The organism is Moorella mulderi DSM 14980, assembly GCF_001594015.1.
Lineage (GTDB): Bacteria > Bacillota > DSM-521 > Neomoorellales > Neomoorellaceae > Neomoorella > Neomoorella mulderi.
Window position 1 is genome coordinate 50,120 of sequence record NZ_LTBC01000015.1, and the last position, 14,725, is coordinate 64,844.

Here is a 14,725-nt window from a genome sequence, read left to right on the forward strand (position 1 = left end):
ATATTTGTATGGAAAATAATCCAGGCACAGGTCCTGCAATACCAGAAATTAAAATCCTGCGCACATTGCTGGCAGAGGCAGCAACCGGTATTTTGCAGCTAAAAGATTAGCAGGTAAATGAAGGAGATTACTAATCTGTAGAAGCTACAACTTCCTATAATAATTATTATGTAAAGTAATAGAGAGGGTAATATAAGTCAGGGCAAAATCCCCGGCGATATTTTTTCTGTGGGAATAAAAATAAACCGGTGCCTGCACCGGATTATTTGTTAGCACGCATAGCTAATCCATGGGCAATCACCGATTGCACCGCCGGGCTACATCAGGTTCCGGCCGGGTTTTTGGTAAGGCAGTCATGACCGGCATTAGCACCCGTATGTTCCCGGATATCCTTTAAATTGTGGCAGCATTGCCTGGTTACAATGTGGTCCAATATCTCACTATCCGTAACGTTATTACAGTAGCAGATTATCCGGGGCAATTCTTCTTTAAACCAGACCGGTACGCGGACATTTTCCTTTGTAAATACGGTACCATTATCGCTATAGTAGACAACGTTACATGATGGTGACAGGCATAAATTGTACCGGATATCGCTAAAAGAAGCCGCTACTGCCGTATTAAGTAAACTAGCTACCGTTATCCCCGGTACTTTTTGCCCCTTTGTACCACAAACCGGGCAAGCCGTGTTAGCTTCCCTGCCTTTACCACCGCAGACTTCATGCGTCATTATGAGTACTCCCTTTCTTATTTAAGTATTAAAAGAGCTGGCCCGTTAAACCCGGGTAAGGTTTTAGGACCAGCAATACTACTCTTATTATTTATTTTCCGGGCCCCGTTCAGGATCAATGATAACCTGGTTGCCGCGGATATGATGAAGCTCCCTGGCCCTTACCTTTGAACGACGGTCCTGATTGGGGCCGTTACGGCTTAGTTTAAAACGCCTGGGCATCTCTTCCCCCCCTTGCAAAAAGTTTTACCGGTTTTTGGTCATGCTAATTATTGAGTAAAAGTTGAGCCTCGGAGCTCTAAAGTAATTCATATCGCTAGTTTATGTACCTTACCTTACCTCTACGCAGGCAATTCCCGGTATTATGTTAATAAAATAGAGAATAGACGCTGCCCTCTGGTATGATAATAAGTTTTAAAGGGGGGATGTGCAGGTGTTTCGAGGCCGTTATACCATGGGCATGCGCCCGCAGCGGCGCGGCTGGCCCTGGTGGCTCACCGTACTGGCTTACCCCATGGGCTTGCTGGATGGTTACTTGTTAAGTATATGGTTGCGACGCCGCCAGCAACAAGAACCAGCCGGTTAGCCGGGGGCTAAGCCCCCTCCTTTATAATCTATTGAAATTAAAAGAACCAGGTTTCCTTAGAGGAACCTGGTTCTGCAATTATCTGGTAGCCCTACGGGGATTCGAACCCCGGTTACCGCCGTGAGAGGGCGGCGTCCTAGGCCACTAGACGATAGGGCCTCAACCGGGGATTATTATAGCACAGGTTCCCGGGAGCCGTCAAGACGTAGTTTCTGCACCAGGGCTATTTCAGCCCCGTATTCTTCATAGGTGCTTACTGGTGTTTCTAAAAGCAAGGTCAACTCACCTAGAAAAGGATCGTTGACAATAGCAGCTATCCCCTCCTCCCCCAGTTCTCCCCTGCCGATACCGGCATGGCGGTCCCGGTGACTGCCCAGGGGCGCCAGGGAATCATTTAAATGCATGACCTTAACCCGCTCCAGGCCGATCTTTGCTTCTAACTCTTTTACCAGTTGCCGGCAGCCGGATGGGGTCCGCAGGTCCCAGCCGGCGGCGAATAGATGGGCAGAGTCCAGGCAAACACCCACCTTTTCCGGCCACTCCAGGCATGCCAGGATGGAACGCAAATCCTCAAGGGAACCTACTTCTTTTCCCTGCCCAGCCATGGTTTCCAGTAAAAGCATTGGGCCTGGTTCAGGGATACTTAAATAGGACTCTTTAATCACCTGGATAATCCTCTCTAAACTGGCCTCGCGGTCGCCTTCGTGGTGGCCGGGGTGGGTGATCAGGTATTCTCCCCCAATGGCAGCTACCCTCAAGGTGTCATCATGGAGGACCATACGGGCAAATTCCTGCTGCCTGCCCGGCACAGCTCCCAGGTTGACGGTATAGGGCAGGTGGCCGGCAATGGGATAGAGGCCGGCCCTTTGCCTGGCCTCCTGCCAGGCGGCTATTTCTGAAGGCGGGATTTCCCTGGCCGCGCCGCCGCGGGGGTTGCGGGTGAAATACTGGAAGGTATTGGCCTTTATCTCTTTCGCCATAGTTACGGTTTTTGGTAATCCCTTTGCTATGGAAAGGTGGGCTCCCAGGCGCAGCATTTTCATGCCTTCACCGTTATAAGCACCAGTCTTCATGGGGGAATCCTCCGTAAAAACCGGCTTAATACCGGTATCTATTCAAAACTTGTTCTTTTGCGGTTCCGGGTTGTGGTATGTATTTTCTCTAACCTATCACTTGGTAAAATATCTGTCAATCCTTTGCCAAAGAAAAAAGCCCGGCATAATGCCGGGGTGGTCATTTAAGAGAGTTTGGTGACTTCTACCCTGGTATCGAGCTGGCCTGGTGAACCTAAAAATAATCTATGGCTAGAGGAGGTATGAGGGGAGCGCTAACGGGGCTGCTTTGGCTGGAAAAATTTGCTCAGGTCTAGTTGCTCCAGGCGACTTAAAATCTTGTCGGCTTTATCTTGGGTTAGCTTGCCACTGGCGACTTCCTGATCCAGTTTGGTTTTAGCCTCATTAATTAGCTTTTCTTTGAGCTGTGCCAGGGTCAGGCCCTTTTCAGTAGCTATCTGCTCCAGGGTTTTACCACTCTGGAGTTCCTGGCGCAACTCCTGCGGCGTCATTCCCAGGGCGGTGGCAATGGCGTTACCCGGGAATTGCTGCCGTCCGTGAGGTCCGGGTTTGTGCCCTGCGAACCATGGCCAGTCTTCAGCAGCAATGGACTTTTGCAGCTTCTCTGCCCTGGCGCTGTCCATTAAACCGGCAGATACAGCGGCGTCAAGGGCCTGCTGCCCGGCATTTTTCATAGCATCCTGGAGCTTGTCTACTCCTATTCCCAGGTTGGCGGCCAGTTTTTCCAGATAAAGCTGCTTCAAGCTGGTCCGGGGCTGGGAAGAGGAATTGTCCTGGGCCATAGCTATCCCCGCGGCAGCCAAGCTCAGGACCACTACCAGGATTAAAACCGGGCTGAGGTACTTTTTGATTTTAGCCAAGTTCATCACCTCCTCTCTGGAGGTTATTTTATCCACCTATGTTGAAAAAAAGATGAAATTAACCTGAGAAAATCATAAGAAATTATGCGCTCCTCAACAACGGCAGGATAACCCTGAAGGTCGTACCCTCCCCTAACCTGCTGTCTACATTAATCTGTCCCTGATGTTGCTCGACAATCCAGCGGGCAATGGCCAGCCCCAGGCCGGTACCGCCGCTGCTGCGGGTGGTGTCGGCCCGGTAAAAGCGTTCAAAAATGTGCTCTAGATCTGCGGGAGCAATGCCGGGCCCAGTATCCTTCACCTCGATAACCAGTCCTTCAGGTTTAACAGATGCCGCCAGCTCGATTTCACCCCCGGCAGGAGTATATTTAAAAGCGTTATCCAGTAAGATAAAGAGTAATTGCTTTAAATAATCCCGGTTGCCCATGATCTGCCGGCCGGCCAGGTTTTCAAGGCCGGTGGCCGTAAAGTAGGCCTCGCCCAGCAAGGGAGCCTGGCGGGCTACTTCCTGTAAAAGGCCGGCTATTTCCAGGGGCTCGCGTTTAATTTCCTGGCCGGCGTCCGCCCTGGCCAGGGTAAGGAGGTCATTCACCAGCCGGCTCATCCGTTCGGCTTCGCTGGCTATATCAGCCAGGGCTTCTTCCTGGGTTGCCATGTCCGCACCCTTCATTTTACGCAGTAAATCCACATTACCGCGGATGGTGGTCAGGGGGGTACGCAATTCATGGGAGGCATCGGCAACAAAGCGGCGCTGGGCGCTGTAGGCTTCCTCCAAACGGGTGTAGGCCCTTTGCAGGCGGCCCAACATGGCATTAAAAGTGGCCGCCAGCCGGCCGATCTCGTCCATGGGGCCATGGTAAGGAACGCGCTGGGCCAGATCCCTCCCCTCCCCTATCTGTGCCGCCACCTGGGTCAGGCGCTCGATAGGCCTGAGGGCTGCCCGGGCGAGGATATAGCCCAGGATGGTAGCCATTAAAACAGCAACCAGGCCCAGGAAGATAAGTACCCGGCGCAGGTTGCCCAGGGTTTTTTCCACGGTACTCAAAATGGTAGCTACCTGGAGCAAGCCCACCGGTTGGCCCCTGAGAAGGAGGGGTACATTGTAAACCCTTAAGGAGTAATTATCGATGGCCTCTGTCGTAAAGAAAGCAATACCCTGGCGGGCCTGGATTAACGTTTGGGGTCCCACCGGCAGGGTCTGGCGGCCTAAATTGTACGACCTGGTAACCACAAAGCCTTCGCTGTCGACTATTTGCAAAAAGATATCGGGAGCAGCAAAAACGTTAACATCGGGCAGGGTGATACGCTGCTGGCGCAGGAAATTGCTTTCAACTTTTATGGAGCTGACGACCTCCTGGGCGCGGAAAGCCAGGGAACGATCAACGGCACTGGTCAGGTAGCGCCCCATGAAGAGGTAGACCAGGCCTCCCAGGACGAGAAAGGTGAGGGTCAGGATAACAGTAACTAAAAGGGTAAGGCGCCAGCGCAGGGTCATGGCTGTTGCTCCTTGAGGACGTAGCCCACCCCGCGGACCGTCTGGATAAGGCGCGGCTCGCCCCCCGCTTCCAGCTTGGAGCGTAAATAGCCAATGTAAACTTCCAGTACATTGGATTCGCCGCTGAAATCATAACCCCAGATGCGGGTCATGAGCTCGTCGCGGGTAAGGACCCGGAGGGGATTTTGCAGGAAATAAGCCAGTAGTTCATACTCCTTGGCTGTGAGGGTAAAGGTTCTTTCACCTCTTTTTCCTTCCCTTGTGGCTGTATTTAAAGTTAAATCGCTGTACTGGAGGATTTTTGGCTCTTTTCCCCGGGACCGGCGCCGCAGGAGGGCGCGGATGCGAGCCAGCAGTTCTTCCAGGGCAAAGGGTTTAACCAGGTAGTCGTCGGCCCCGGTATCCAATCCCAGGACCCGGTCGGCGGTATCATCCCGGGCCGTCAGCATGAGGATGGGAATATCACTGTGGGCCCGCAACTGCCGGCATACGGCCAGGCCGTCAATGCCGGGCAGCATGATATCAAGGACAATGAGGTCGGGCTGGCTGGCCGCCAGAGCCAGGGCCTGGTGACCGTTGCTGGCGACTTCTACATCATAACCTTCGTAGGTCAGGGCCCTTTTTAGCATGGAGGTAATCTTAGCATCGTCATCAACAACTAGGATGCGGGTCCGCAAAGGTATCACCCCTCAAGTTGTTTCAAATATAACGCGGGGTTAAAATACTGTCAAGGGTAGCGGCCCGTGTTTTATGCCGACCCGGGAGGGCGCCCTGCCCTTTGTAGAAGGGGCCAGGAACTTATGCCAGCGCTAAGCTGGTTTTAGATTGCTGTAACTTCCAGGTTACCTGAGTCCCCAAAAATGAAACCGGGTACGCCGGCTCTATGTCAATAGTTGTGGGATTAAATTTTGGGGGCAACATCCCAGGAAAATTTTCTTGATGAAATGATTACGGTTCCTAAAACCAAAACTTAAGCGTTTCAGCATTTTGCTTAAAGTATTCTTGCCTTCTATATAACCATTGGTGTACCGGCGGCCTTGCTGGGTGTATCTAACCAGGTTTAATATTTCTGACCTCCAGGACTTAATAGTACGAGCCCATACCCGTCCCTCTACATTTTCAGCGCATTCTGCATTTATAAGCCAACGGCTTAAGGCAATTTCTGCCTCTTCAACCCGGTCCATCTTTATGATTTGTCTTAAATCTTCTTTTAGCTGGTATAGTTCATAGAGGGACGGGTACTTATTCTTAATTTCCTCTAGCTGCTGTTGTTGTCTGGGAGTAAGTTTTTCCTTGGCCTTAAGCAAGGGCAGTCGGGGTATATTCTCCTTGCTTGCTTCTTGCTCTATCTTGCGTGCTTCATTTAAGCGACGGTTAGCGTCCTGGATTACATGGAAAGGGTCTACTATTATCCTGGCTGAAGGAAAGATTGCTTTTATTAACTTGCGCCAGGAGTCTTTCATATCAATTACTACTGCTTCTACTTTAACCCCGGCTTTTTTGAGCCCCTCCAGGTAAGCCTTTATAGTTGCTTTCCTGTCATCACCCAAAATCGTCAAAGGCCTCTTATCCGGTTCCAAGCGCCCTACTACGCATACAAAATCATTCCCGCTAAAGGACAGCTCATCTAAGGTTAAGACTATGGGCTCTTGAGTATCATCTGCTGGAAGACCAAACTGGATATACTTGTCTAGTAATTTTATAACCCTACTAGGAGTAAGGTTTAATATTTGGGCTGCATAGGTAAAGCTCATCCTCTGGGCATAATACACTACTGTCTGTACTCCTAGTTTTGTAAATCTGGCCCAGGGGATGGTATCCGGAGGACGAAGGGTATAAGTCTTATGACAATGGTAGCACTTATACCGTACAGGAACCCAGGATAAAAAAATCCATCTCCCGTATAAAAAAGCGTGACGAATTTTCCTTTCTCTTGGCTTCCGGTTCTTCTTTAATATGCCGTGCTTATGTAATTTGCCTTTGTTACATGCAGGACATAATGCTGGAGGGTCTAGAGTCACCCTTAACACAATATCTTTACGTTCCTGCTGTTCTCCTAAAATGGACTGGAGTATTTTATCAAAATTCTCTTGTCCCTTGAGGGTGATCGTGCTATTCTTATTCATGGGGGCACTCCTTTCCTAATGGGTTTTTTGTTTGCTAACATTTGATTTGGATGTGCCCCCCTCTTTTTCCTCCTTTAGCTCCTAATAAAATTTCATCTCCTCTGTCCTTCCATCTCTTCCCACACTTTTTATTATAGAGCCGGGTACGCCTTGACTTTAACGTAGTTTTGTGCTAATATACTTTTTGCGCGGAAAAACAATGCGGGATGGTGTAGCGGTAGCACCCATGACTCTGGATCATGTTGCCCTGGTTCGAATCCAGGTCCCGCAGCCAGTAAAATCAAGGCCTCCGGGAAACGGAGGCCGCCCTTTTAAGGGCTTTTGACGACAGTTTGACGACAGTAGTGGAATACTCCTTAATCTAATTTTCCTCCTTTCCCGCTAAATTTTATGTAGGGGAGGATTTTTTCTTTGGTTTAAATAAGCCATCCAACTTGGCAGCGGCCTGCTTTTTTAATTCAGGTGATACATGGCTGTAGGTGTCAAGGGTCATAGTAATGGTGCTGTGGCCTAAAAGTTCTTGCACTATTTTAGGATGCTCGTTTAGTTCCAACAACCTGGTTGCGAACGTATGTCTTAAGGTATGCATTGAAGCCTCTTCAATCCCAGCCTTTTTCGCTAACTTGGCAAAGTGGTCGCCAAAACTGGAGGGGTCTAACGGCCTACCATCAATGCCACAGAATACAAGGCCGTTGTCCTGATAGTTTTGGCCCATGATTAACTTCTCCTGGGCTTGCCTTTTCTTATGAGCTTTCAACTCCGGCAGGATGCTCTCCGGTATTGGTATCGTCCTCCTACCGTGGGCCGTCTTCGGTTCCTGGAAAACCAGGGCGGTTTTAACCGGCCCGTTTTCGGCCTTCACCCTGACCAGGGTCCGCTTTACATGGATAAGGCCCTGCTTCAGGTCTATATCCTCCCATTTCAAGCCCAGCAGTTCACCACGCCTAAGCCCTGTAGCCATATCCAGCAGGAAGGCAGCATACAACCTGTGGCTTTCCAGGGCCTCCAGCAGGCGGTTCTGTTCTTCCGGCGACAGGACGCGCATCTCCTTTTTCTCCCATCGCGGCGGGCTGGTCGCTTCGGCAACATTGCGTACTGCCAGCCCTTCCTTGACGGCCTGTTTCAGGGCGGCGTGGAGGACGGTATGAATTAACCTGACTGTGCGGCCTGACAGCCCTTCAGCCAGCTTCCGGTTATACAAGGCCTGCAAGTGGCTGGGTAACAACTGGCCCAGCTTCTGGTCGCCTATATAGGGTTTGATATGCTTTCTGATAGTGGCTTCGTAATTATCCCTGGTTGTAGGCCGGACACGCGGCTTTACATAATTCGCAAACCATATGTCCAGCCATTCCCCCAGCGTCTCCCCCGTGGGCTTGACGAAAGTCCCATGCTGGATTTCGGCCAGGGCTTTGGTTATCTTCTCGGCCACCTCCTGCCTGGTCCTGCCGTAGAACGTCAGGCGTTTAGTTTTCCCGTTTACCGGGTCGTATTCGATAGTGACTTTACCCTCCCACCTGCCGTCTTTCCTCTTGCTGATGGTCCCTTCGCCGTTGCCACGGCGTTTTGGCATTATATTTCCCTCCATTTACCATATTTACCATTTATACCGTTTGGTGCAAGGCCCTTAAAATTTGCGGGTAATAGTTTTTTTACCAGCTCGATAAAGGGGGCCTTACAGGGCATTTTAGAGGCTTCCAGAGAATCGATTCCATTAAAGAGCTTGCAGGTTTACGCCGATATAATCTGCTTCGGCTGTGGGAACTGGGATTGGCAGGCCATCCTCTTTTAGTCCCTGGAGGTGCATCTTTATAGCTTCTGCCATATTCTCCCTGGCCTCACGTGGTGTTTTTCCGGTAGCCACGCAGCCGGGGAGGTCGGGCGAATACGCGGAATAATTCCCATCGGCCTTCTCGATAACGATTAAATATTTATCCACGATTTATTTGCCCTCCTTCAATTTAGCCTGCTTTAAGATGCTGTTTAATGTGCCTGGAGCCAGGTCGTCGTTAAGATGGCCCGCTATGGTGACACGTCCTGGCTTTACGGGATGTTTGAATTGCCTGTGGCTCCCCTTTTGGGTAACAAGATACCACCCATCTCGTTCTATTAGTTTTATGATATCGCGAACCTTCATGATTGACTATCCTTTTCCGGCACGTAGACCAGTAAGTCCCCTGGCTGGCAATTGAGGAATGAGCAGAGCTTATCCAGGACGGCGTAATCAACTTTTGTTACCTTGTCATGGTAGAGGCCAAATACTGTGCTACGCGCCAGACCAGCACCTTCTGCGACCTCAGTCATCTTCAATCGTTTAGCTCCCATAATTGTTGACAGCAAACATTTTATAGCCATTACCATCACCTCCATGATTATTGTTTGCACATACATATTGTAGCATAATAGCTATGTATAGCGCTAGAAGCCAGAAAAAATTTTTGCGTTTACAGGCAAAAAGTACTTGACTACTGTCTGCTTCCATGTTAATATTGTATTAGCAGGCAGACAGAATAGCTGCTTGCAAATAAACTATAAGGAGGTATCCTTCAATGGCAGTCACGCTTGAAAGTTTAAGGGAACGGTTGTGGGAGAAGAAAAGAGAAATCGCCTTAGAACTATTAGACGTTATGCTTCAGGATGAAGAATTTTACAAAGCGATACTAACCACTAAAAACCCGGATGTGGCGGCCTTGTATGAAAGATTTCAAGATGTTAGCGATTACCTGAGATGGACATACTGCAATGAGAATGAGGATGAAGCTATAACGTAGCAAGCACATTGCGGCCAGGCCTAAAAACCTGGCCGCCAATTTTTATGTGAACGCCTGGCCAGGCGGTACCACAGGGATAGGTATAAGTTTTTGCCGGAAGTAACGGCAGCTTGTGTTACCGGAGCGCGTGGGTATCCCGTCTTTGGCCACCCCTGGGCGGGACGCGCATGTGGAAACCCTTCCTCTCCATACACAGCCGTGTTGCAAGGGAACCTGGTTGACAAAAGAAAATTATTTACAATACCTGCAGGATTTACTACATTGACATAGAATACACCGAACAGGAGGTGGTTTTATGTCAGTGGGAATAATTCCCATAATTGCAGTTATCGCGTTAATCATGGGTACTATTATCATAGCTGCGGCTACACGGATTATGAAAGAGTCTGATGATGAAAATAAAAACGCTGAAGTATTGCCGCTTATGACAAAAGAGATGAGGCCGGGCACTTCAAGAAGGAATATAGCCTGGCTGGTATTCGCCGTTTATGTGATGGTATTAGGGTATTTCACATTCGGGAAATTTACTTCTTGGGGCCTCAATTCTAAACTGGCTGCAATAGGATTGAAGTCTGAGCGATTAGAATATGTACCACCTCAAAAGCCTCGTCCAGGAAATTACTTTGATACAGCTAGAGAAATGATGGGAGAGTTGGGCGGTGGATGGAGACGCGTGGGCTATAATTCGAACTACGGTGGATTTATTGCTTATGTGTGTGGTGGTGCTATAATCGCCTATATATTACAGGGGCATAAGAAAGATGGAGAAGAAAACAAGCTCAATCATAAGGAAAACGGCAATTAGGATTTGTTACAATAGGTGTATAGACTTGGAAAAAGGATTAAGGTATCTCTCGTTTTATTAGAGACGATTTTTACAATCCATACATAGAATACGCTACTTTGGAGGTGGTATTTTTGAAACGGGCCGCTATCATACTATACGTAATCTTTATCGTGTTGTTCGGTGGTATCGCTGTAGCCAGAGCTGGAGAAAACATCCGTATCTTTGTTGATGGAAAAGAGATTTATACTGATGTGCCTCTACAGGTGATAGAGGGCCGGACTATGGTCCCGCTTCGGGCAGTGGGCGAAGCTCTAGGAGCTGACGTTAGATGGGATGATGCAAACAATACTGTTGTAATAGTTAACCATATTAAAGAACTGCAATTACCTAGTGAGTTTATAACTCTCCTGGAGCAAAATCCTGGGTTAAGACAGGTTCTAATACAGTGGGCAAACCTTTTGAGGACAGAACCTGCGTTGACAAATGACTTTCTACAAAACCCCGAAATGCTACCCGTTCTCATAAATCTAGCAAAGCTCATTAATTCAGATCCAGTCTTGGCAAACAAATTAGCAGATACAATTGAAAAACATTACAATCCAACACCACCAATAATACCTCAATTTCCCACAACCCCGTTACCTAAAAATATTCCTTCTACTAGCTATAAGGGTCTAGGTTCAGGTCATTGGATTTCTGAAAACAGTGATGGCAAATATATTAAGCTAGAAGATGGATCTTTATGGGAAATTTCTTCTTTTGACCAGATCGACACTCGATTCTGGCTAACTACTGATGATATAACAGTCATAGAAAATAATAACCCATTTTATCCTTATCTGCTAATTAACACTGATGAAGCAGAAGAAGCGGAAGCAAAATTATTATCTCAATAACGATCAAGGGCCACCCCGTGGAATGGGTGGCCCTTTCATTATGCTCCTTACCCTGCCTGCTGTACCCTCTCTCGTAATGCATCCATCCTGGCCCGGTTACCCCGCCCAGGCAAATACCCCAACCGCATCAAGTACAACCGCCAAACCGGGTCGGCGCTCATCCACATAGGCACCTTGCCGCCGAGGACGCTCTGGAACTGGGGCGACGCCAGGTACTCCCGGATTTCTGGGCTTTCCTTACCGCCAGTAACCTCTTTGTAGATGCGGTAGAGTTCATCCACACTCGGGACGGCAGCCGTCGGCAGAGCTACCTGCTCCACGAACCCGCCAGGGCCTTTTTCCTGCACGTCCTGCGCCGGGCCGGATGTTTCAGCAGGCTTCTGTCCCGCAGGAACTTCTATCTTCGGTGGTTGTTCAATCTTCACCGGAGTTGGTGGAGACGTCACCTCCAGTTTGGGTGGGGGTGTTACCTGGAACTGGCTCCTGAGCGCATCGAGCTGGTTGTTAAGCTGGTTAATATAACCTTCGTATATTTTCTTCTGCTCATCAAGCTGTCGCTGGATATCCGGCGGTAGTGTTGTCGTTGGTTGCCGCCCAACAGTACCACTCCCGCCCCTGTAACCTGCCACCGTACTGAGACCGGTACCCAACGTACCTAAAGCGGCCCCTACTGCAGGGCTACTACCGGCAAGTCCCGCACCAAGACCGGCAAGCCCAAGACCAGCTCCTATAGCCCCCAGTGTTGCTCCCCAGTTCCAACTACTGCTAGAGCCATTACTACCACTCTTGGAAGATGTGGTAGAAGTCGATTTGCCACCTCCACTACTACCACCTCCGCCGCTGCTTCTCGACACCCTACCGGCCATAACCTCCTGCCGCACCTGCTCCGGGGTCTTGAGGCCGCCTATAGTGTGGACCGTACTGATAGCACCGCCGGGAGTGTACTGTGTACCCTCCCACGCCTGCATGGATTTACCAGTAGTAGGGTTGGTTATTGTATACATCCCACCCTTCCCAGTAGGCGTGACCTTGTAACCAGCTTCCTTAGCCCAATCAACATAAGTTTTCGGGGTGGCCATCGTTATCTGCTCCTTTCGTTAATAAAGTGTAGTTGCTATATGTCAACGCGCCCCCACTGTGGAGGGCGCGATTTCTGTTAGTAGCCCTTGTAGGTCGTACCACCTCAAAATTCGTACATGCCCGGCGTGATGTCGTAAGACTTACCGCCTTTGCTGGCCTTGATGGGCTTGCCTTCGCCCTGCCAGTCAACTTTGTAACCCATACTTTCTAAAGTGCTACGCAATGGAACCTGGTAACCGTAGGAATTAGTACTTGCCATAGTAATTACTCCTTAAATTAGGTAATTTAGTCTCCGCTTTATTCGAGGAGGCCATTTTCTAAGTCCCTCTCCAACTGGGCTTGTTCCTCAGCCGTGATGTTGATCTGAATAGCATTTTGGACGTTCGCCCGGCTACCTCCGCTCAAATCCAGCCCGGCCACCTTTAACACCAGTTTGGCCGCCTCCAGGTCGCCGTCCAGGGCCATGTCCACCACAACCCGCATCACCTGTGGCGATGCGTCAATGGCTTCGGCAACGATTATTTCGGGACCATACTGACCCAAGCCGAAGTGCCGCTCAAATACGCTGATGAGTACGCCGCTAAGTTGGTTGCAATCCTGTCTAACCCAGCAAACCGAAAGACCTTAGATAATGAGTATACCGGCAGGCTGGTACGCTCTTTCATAGAAGATATGCGCCATACCATCGACAAGCGGGAATGGAAAGTCGCCTGCCGTACCAAAACGCCGTTAATCGACTTCGGCTGGCGGGTAGTTGATGGCCGCCTGGTCAAAGGGGGTGCCGCCTGATGCCTACGCAGTTCAAGCTAATTCGTTTCCTCTCCTACACCGCCGCCGCGCTTATAGCCCTTGCCGTTATTCAATTCCTGTGGTATTAGCGTATGGGCCAGGCCCCTACCGGCCTTTTACGCCAGCTATAATCATGGTGTAAATAATAATTAGCATAATAAACCCAAAAAGGTGGTTATGAACAATGGCTCGATATGTAAAAAACTTCGCGCAACTGCGTGCCGGGCCACTCCAGTCCAGGCGTAACGGGACGGAAAGCCTTACCACAGGAGGTGTTAGGGTGGGCCTGCGGATATGGCCAAACTTTGTTAACGCGGTATGGTGCATAAACGGTAAACGCTACGCCCAGGCAATCAAGCGCGTGCGGCTGCCCTACCGGAGAGGCGGCTTTGCTACGCGGTTTGAGTGCCCCACCTGTGGAAAAGTGACGACCGTATTATTCCTCGCTCCTGGTCCTGGTAAGTTTGTTTGCCGGGACTGCGCCAGGGCCACCCGCTACCGGGCCTGGAAGGAAACGGGCAGGACGCGGCAACCGAAAAAGGCTGACAACTGGCTCAAGTGGTTTTCGAGACAGGCCACAAAAATCCTGGCGAAAGGAGAGAGAAGCGAATGACGGTTTTGGATTACGCCCGCTGGCGCGCCGTTAAAGAAGTACCTGAAATAATCGACACCCTGGCGGCCAGGGCTAAGGACGGCGATGCAGCGGCGGCCAGGCTCATGCTGGAGCTTGCCGGGCTGCTGCCGGTAGGGGAAGGAGGCGGTAACGACAATGCGGAAGAAAAACAGCCTCGCAACAGTTCACAAAAACAATCAGAAGCTGCCGTCCAATGAAGTTCTGGAGCAACGGCGGCAGTTAATCGTCCTTACCAACACCATAGAGGTAATACAGCCTGGCAACTTCGAGATACCCGGTTTCGTTCAGGCAGCCATCCGGCTCAACCGTAATGAGGTCGGAAGTGACTCTGGCAAATTTCTTTTTCCTCCACACTACAACATAGGGCATGGAATTCCGGGCGCAGTAATCGAACCAGTCATGTAAGGCGTGGGGATTCGTGCTGTCGGCGTAACCTTGTTTTACCCATTCAGAATTTACTCGCATAATTTTACCTCCCCAAAAATTTTTTAATTAGAAGCAGTAAGCATTTTCTTCTTTGTGCTGGCAGTCCGGCAGGGCGTTGTAAATCACGTCATAGGCCGTGTCATAGGCTTCTTCTGTACGCAGGGCCGGGTTGGAAGCCAGCCAGCCCACCAAAGGCAGCAGGCGTTCTTTTAATCCTCCCCGGCAGTACCATACCCGGTTAGCGCAGAAATCCGGCGTGGGCTTATAGGATTTCGCCTCCTGGTAGAGTTTCCACAATTTAGGCTCGATTTTGCAAAGCTCCTTAAACCTTTTGAACATGCCCATCATTCCTATCTCAATAATTTGCTTCTAGCTCGTTAAATCGCCTGCTCTCTTAGATTTTCATTTTTTATGATGAAGTCCAAGAGGGCAGACTAAACCTCCATCATCGTCCACAACAACAAGACGATGACTT

General features: G+C 49.8%; 23 protein-coding genes and 2 tRNA genes. 8 read left to right on the forward strand and 17 right to left on the reverse strand.

Annotation, left to right across the window (positions count from 1 at the left end):
- Positions 1-322: 322 nt before the first annotated feature.
- Both MOMUL_RS13005 and MOMUL_RS17575 read right to left on the reverse strand, forming a co-directional pair.
- Complete coding sequence (locus MOMUL_RS13005) at positions 323-730, reverse strand: (2Fe-2S)-binding protein (protein WP_062285454.1); 408 nt, start codon at positions 728-730, stop codon at positions 323-325.
- An 87-nt stretch (positions 731-817) separates the two neighbouring features.
- On the reverse strand, positions 818-952 hold the full coding sequence (locus MOMUL_RS17575) for a hypothetical protein (protein ID WP_256370596.1): 135 nt from the start codon (positions 950-952) through the stop codon (positions 818-820).
- Positions 953-1,163: 211 nt separating this feature from the next.
- Here MOMUL_RS17575 and MOMUL_RS16710 point away from each other — a divergent pair, with 211 nt between their 5' ends.
- Entirely contained in the window at positions 1,164-1,316 is a 153-nt protein-coding gene (locus tag MOMUL_RS16710; RefSeq protein WP_156274924.1) for a hypothetical protein, read from the forward strand.
- An 83-nt stretch (positions 1,317-1,399) separates the two neighbouring features.
- Here the strand turns inward: MOMUL_RS16710 and MOMUL_RS13010 are convergent.
- The 6 genes from MOMUL_RS13010 to MOMUL_RS13035 all read right to left on the reverse strand — a co-directional run bounded on the left by MOMUL_RS13010 (position 1,400) and on the right by MOMUL_RS13035 (position 6,870).
- Positions 1,400-1,475: transfer RNA gene (locus MOMUL_RS13010), tRNA-Glu, on the reverse strand.
- Between the two features lie 14 nt (positions 1,476-1,489).
- Positions 1,490-2,389: a deoxyribonuclease IV gene (locus tag MOMUL_RS13015; protein WP_236713116.1), complete on the reverse strand. Its 900-nt coding sequence runs from the start codon at positions 2,387-2,389 to the stop codon at positions 1,490-1,492.
- Between the two features lie 254 nt (positions 2,390-2,643).
- Positions 2,644-3,249, reverse strand: coding sequence for a hypothetical protein (locus tag MOMUL_RS13020; RefSeq protein WP_062285457.1), 606 nt, complete (start codon positions 3,247-3,249; stop codon positions 2,644-2,646).
- Positions 3,250-3,331: 82 nt separating this feature from the next.
- On the reverse strand, positions 3,332-4,744 hold the full coding sequence (locus tag MOMUL_RS13025; protein ID WP_062285459.1) for a sensor histidine kinase: 1,413 nt from the start codon (positions 4,742-4,744) through the stop codon (positions 3,332-3,334).
- On the reverse strand, positions 4,741-5,421 hold the full coding sequence (locus MOMUL_RS13030; RefSeq protein ID WP_084785650.1) for a response regulator transcription factor: 681 nt from the start codon (positions 5,419-5,421) through the stop codon (positions 4,741-4,743). The genes MOMUL_RS13025 and MOMUL_RS13030 overlap by 4 nt, the downstream gene beginning before the upstream one ends.
- 204 nt (positions 5,422-5,625) lie before the next feature.
- Positions 5,626-6,870, reverse strand: coding sequence for an ISL3 family transposase (locus MOMUL_RS13035; protein ID WP_084785651.1), 1,245 nt, complete (start codon positions 6,868-6,870; stop codon positions 5,626-5,628).
- Positions 6,871-7,070: 200 nt separating this feature from the next.
- On the opposite strand from MOMUL_RS13035, the gene MOMUL_RS13040 reads away from it, so the two are divergent.
- A tRNA-Gln gene (locus MOMUL_RS13040) sits at positions 7,071-7,144 on the forward strand.
- 114 nt (positions 7,145-7,258) lie between these two features.
- On the opposite strand, the gene MOMUL_RS13045 is transcribed toward MOMUL_RS13040, so the two are convergent.
- The 4 genes from MOMUL_RS13045 to MOMUL_RS13060 form a co-directional block, all read right to left on the reverse strand.
- Positions 7,259-8,440, reverse strand: a complete 1,182-nt coding sequence (locus MOMUL_RS13045) for a site-specific integrase (protein WP_062285464.1) — start codon at positions 8,438-8,440, stop codon at positions 7,259-7,261.
- A gap of 141 nt (positions 8,441-8,581) precedes the next feature.
- Positions 8,582-8,806, reverse strand: a complete 225-nt coding sequence (locus tag MOMUL_RS13050; protein ID WP_062285466.1) for a type II toxin-antitoxin system HicB family antitoxin — start codon at positions 8,804-8,806, stop codon at positions 8,582-8,584.
- A gap of 3 nt (positions 8,807-8,809) precedes the next feature.
- Positions 8,810-9,004 carry a type II toxin-antitoxin system HicA family toxin gene (locus MOMUL_RS13055; protein ID WP_062285468.1) on the reverse strand — a complete coding sequence of 65 codons (195 nt, stop codon included), beginning with the start codon at positions 9,002-9,004 and terminating at the stop codon, positions 8,810-8,812.
- On the reverse strand, positions 9,001-9,258 hold the full coding sequence (locus MOMUL_RS13060; protein ID WP_330219212.1) for a helix-turn-helix domain-containing protein: 258 nt from the start codon (positions 9,256-9,258) through the stop codon (positions 9,001-9,003). Before MOMUL_RS13060 ends, MOMUL_RS13055 begins: the two co-directional genes overlap by 4 nt.
- 158 nt (positions 9,259-9,416) lie before the next feature.
- Here MOMUL_RS13060 and MOMUL_RS13065 point away from each other — a divergent pair, with 158 nt between their 5' ends.
- The 3 genes from MOMUL_RS13065 to MOMUL_RS13075 all read left to right on the forward strand — a co-directional run bounded on the left by MOMUL_RS13065 (position 9,417) and on the right by MOMUL_RS13075 (position 11,321).
- A complete protein-coding gene (locus tag MOMUL_RS13065) occupies positions 9,417-9,638 on the forward strand; it encodes a hypothetical protein (RefSeq protein WP_062285472.1) in 222 nt (73 codons plus the stop codon).
- Positions 9,639-9,933: 295 nt separating this feature from the next.
- On the forward strand, positions 9,934-10,443 hold the full coding sequence (locus MOMUL_RS13070) for a hypothetical protein (protein ID WP_062285474.1): 510 nt from the start codon (positions 9,934-9,936) through the stop codon (positions 10,441-10,443).
- 113 nt (positions 10,444-10,556) lie between these two features.
- The gene (locus MOMUL_RS13075; protein WP_062285476.1) at positions 10,557-11,321 is read left to right on the forward strand and encodes a copper amine oxidase N-terminal domain-containing protein; all 765 of its coding nucleotides are present in this window, start codon (positions 10,557-10,559) and stop codon (positions 11,319-11,321) included.
- A gap of 47 nt (positions 11,322-11,368) precedes the next feature.
- Here the strand turns inward: MOMUL_RS13075 and MOMUL_RS16945 are convergent, their stop codons facing one another.
- The 3 genes from MOMUL_RS16945 to MOMUL_RS16315 all read right to left on the reverse strand — a co-directional run bounded on the left by MOMUL_RS16945 (position 11,369) and on the right by MOMUL_RS16315 (position 12,944).
- A complete protein-coding gene (locus MOMUL_RS16945; RefSeq protein ID WP_169802208.1) occupies positions 11,369-12,325 on the reverse strand; it encodes a hypothetical protein in 957 nt (318 codons plus the stop codon).
- A 179-nt stretch (positions 12,326-12,504) separates the two neighbouring features.
- Positions 12,505-12,660, reverse strand: coding sequence for a stalk domain-containing protein (locus tag MOMUL_RS15895; protein ID WP_084785652.1), 156 nt, complete (start codon positions 12,658-12,660; stop codon positions 12,505-12,507).
- Positions 12,661-12,698: 38 nt separating this feature from the next.
- Positions 12,699-12,944, reverse strand: a complete 246-nt coding sequence (locus MOMUL_RS16315; protein ID WP_169802209.1) for a hypothetical protein — start codon at positions 12,942-12,944, stop codon at positions 12,699-12,701.
- Positions 12,945-12,950: 6 nt separating this feature from the next.
- On the opposite strand from MOMUL_RS16315, the gene MOMUL_RS13085 reads away from it, so the two are divergent.
- From MOMUL_RS13085 to MOMUL_RS13095, 3 genes are all read left to right on the forward strand, one after another.
- A complete protein-coding gene (locus MOMUL_RS13085; RefSeq protein WP_062285480.1) occupies positions 12,951-13,190 on the forward strand; it encodes a hypothetical protein in 240 nt (79 codons plus the stop codon).
- A 184-nt stretch (positions 13,191-13,374) separates the two neighbouring features.
- Complete coding sequence (locus tag MOMUL_RS13090; protein WP_062285482.1) at positions 13,375-13,803, forward strand: hypothetical protein; 429 nt, start codon at positions 13,375-13,377, stop codon at positions 13,801-13,803.
- Positions 13,800-14,021 carry a hypothetical protein gene (locus MOMUL_RS13095; RefSeq protein WP_062285484.1) on the forward strand — a complete coding sequence of 74 codons (222 nt, stop codon included), beginning with the start codon at positions 13,800-13,802 and terminating at the stop codon, positions 14,019-14,021. Before MOMUL_RS13090 ends, MOMUL_RS13095 begins: the two co-directional genes overlap by 4 nt.
- 22 nt (positions 14,022-14,043) lie before the next feature.
- Here MOMUL_RS13095 and MOMUL_RS13100 read toward each other — a convergent pair whose 3' ends face one another.
- Positions 14,044-14,289 (reverse strand): hypothetical protein, encoded by a 246-nt coding sequence (locus MOMUL_RS13100; protein WP_062285486.1) that lies wholly within the window; start codon positions 14,287-14,289, stop codon positions 14,044-14,046.
- A 27-nt stretch (positions 14,290-14,316) separates the two neighbouring features.
- Entirely contained in the window at positions 14,317-14,589 is a 273-nt protein-coding gene (locus MOMUL_RS13105; RefSeq protein WP_062285488.1) for a hypothetical protein, read from the reverse strand.
- Positions 14,590-14,725 lie beyond the last annotated feature (136 nt).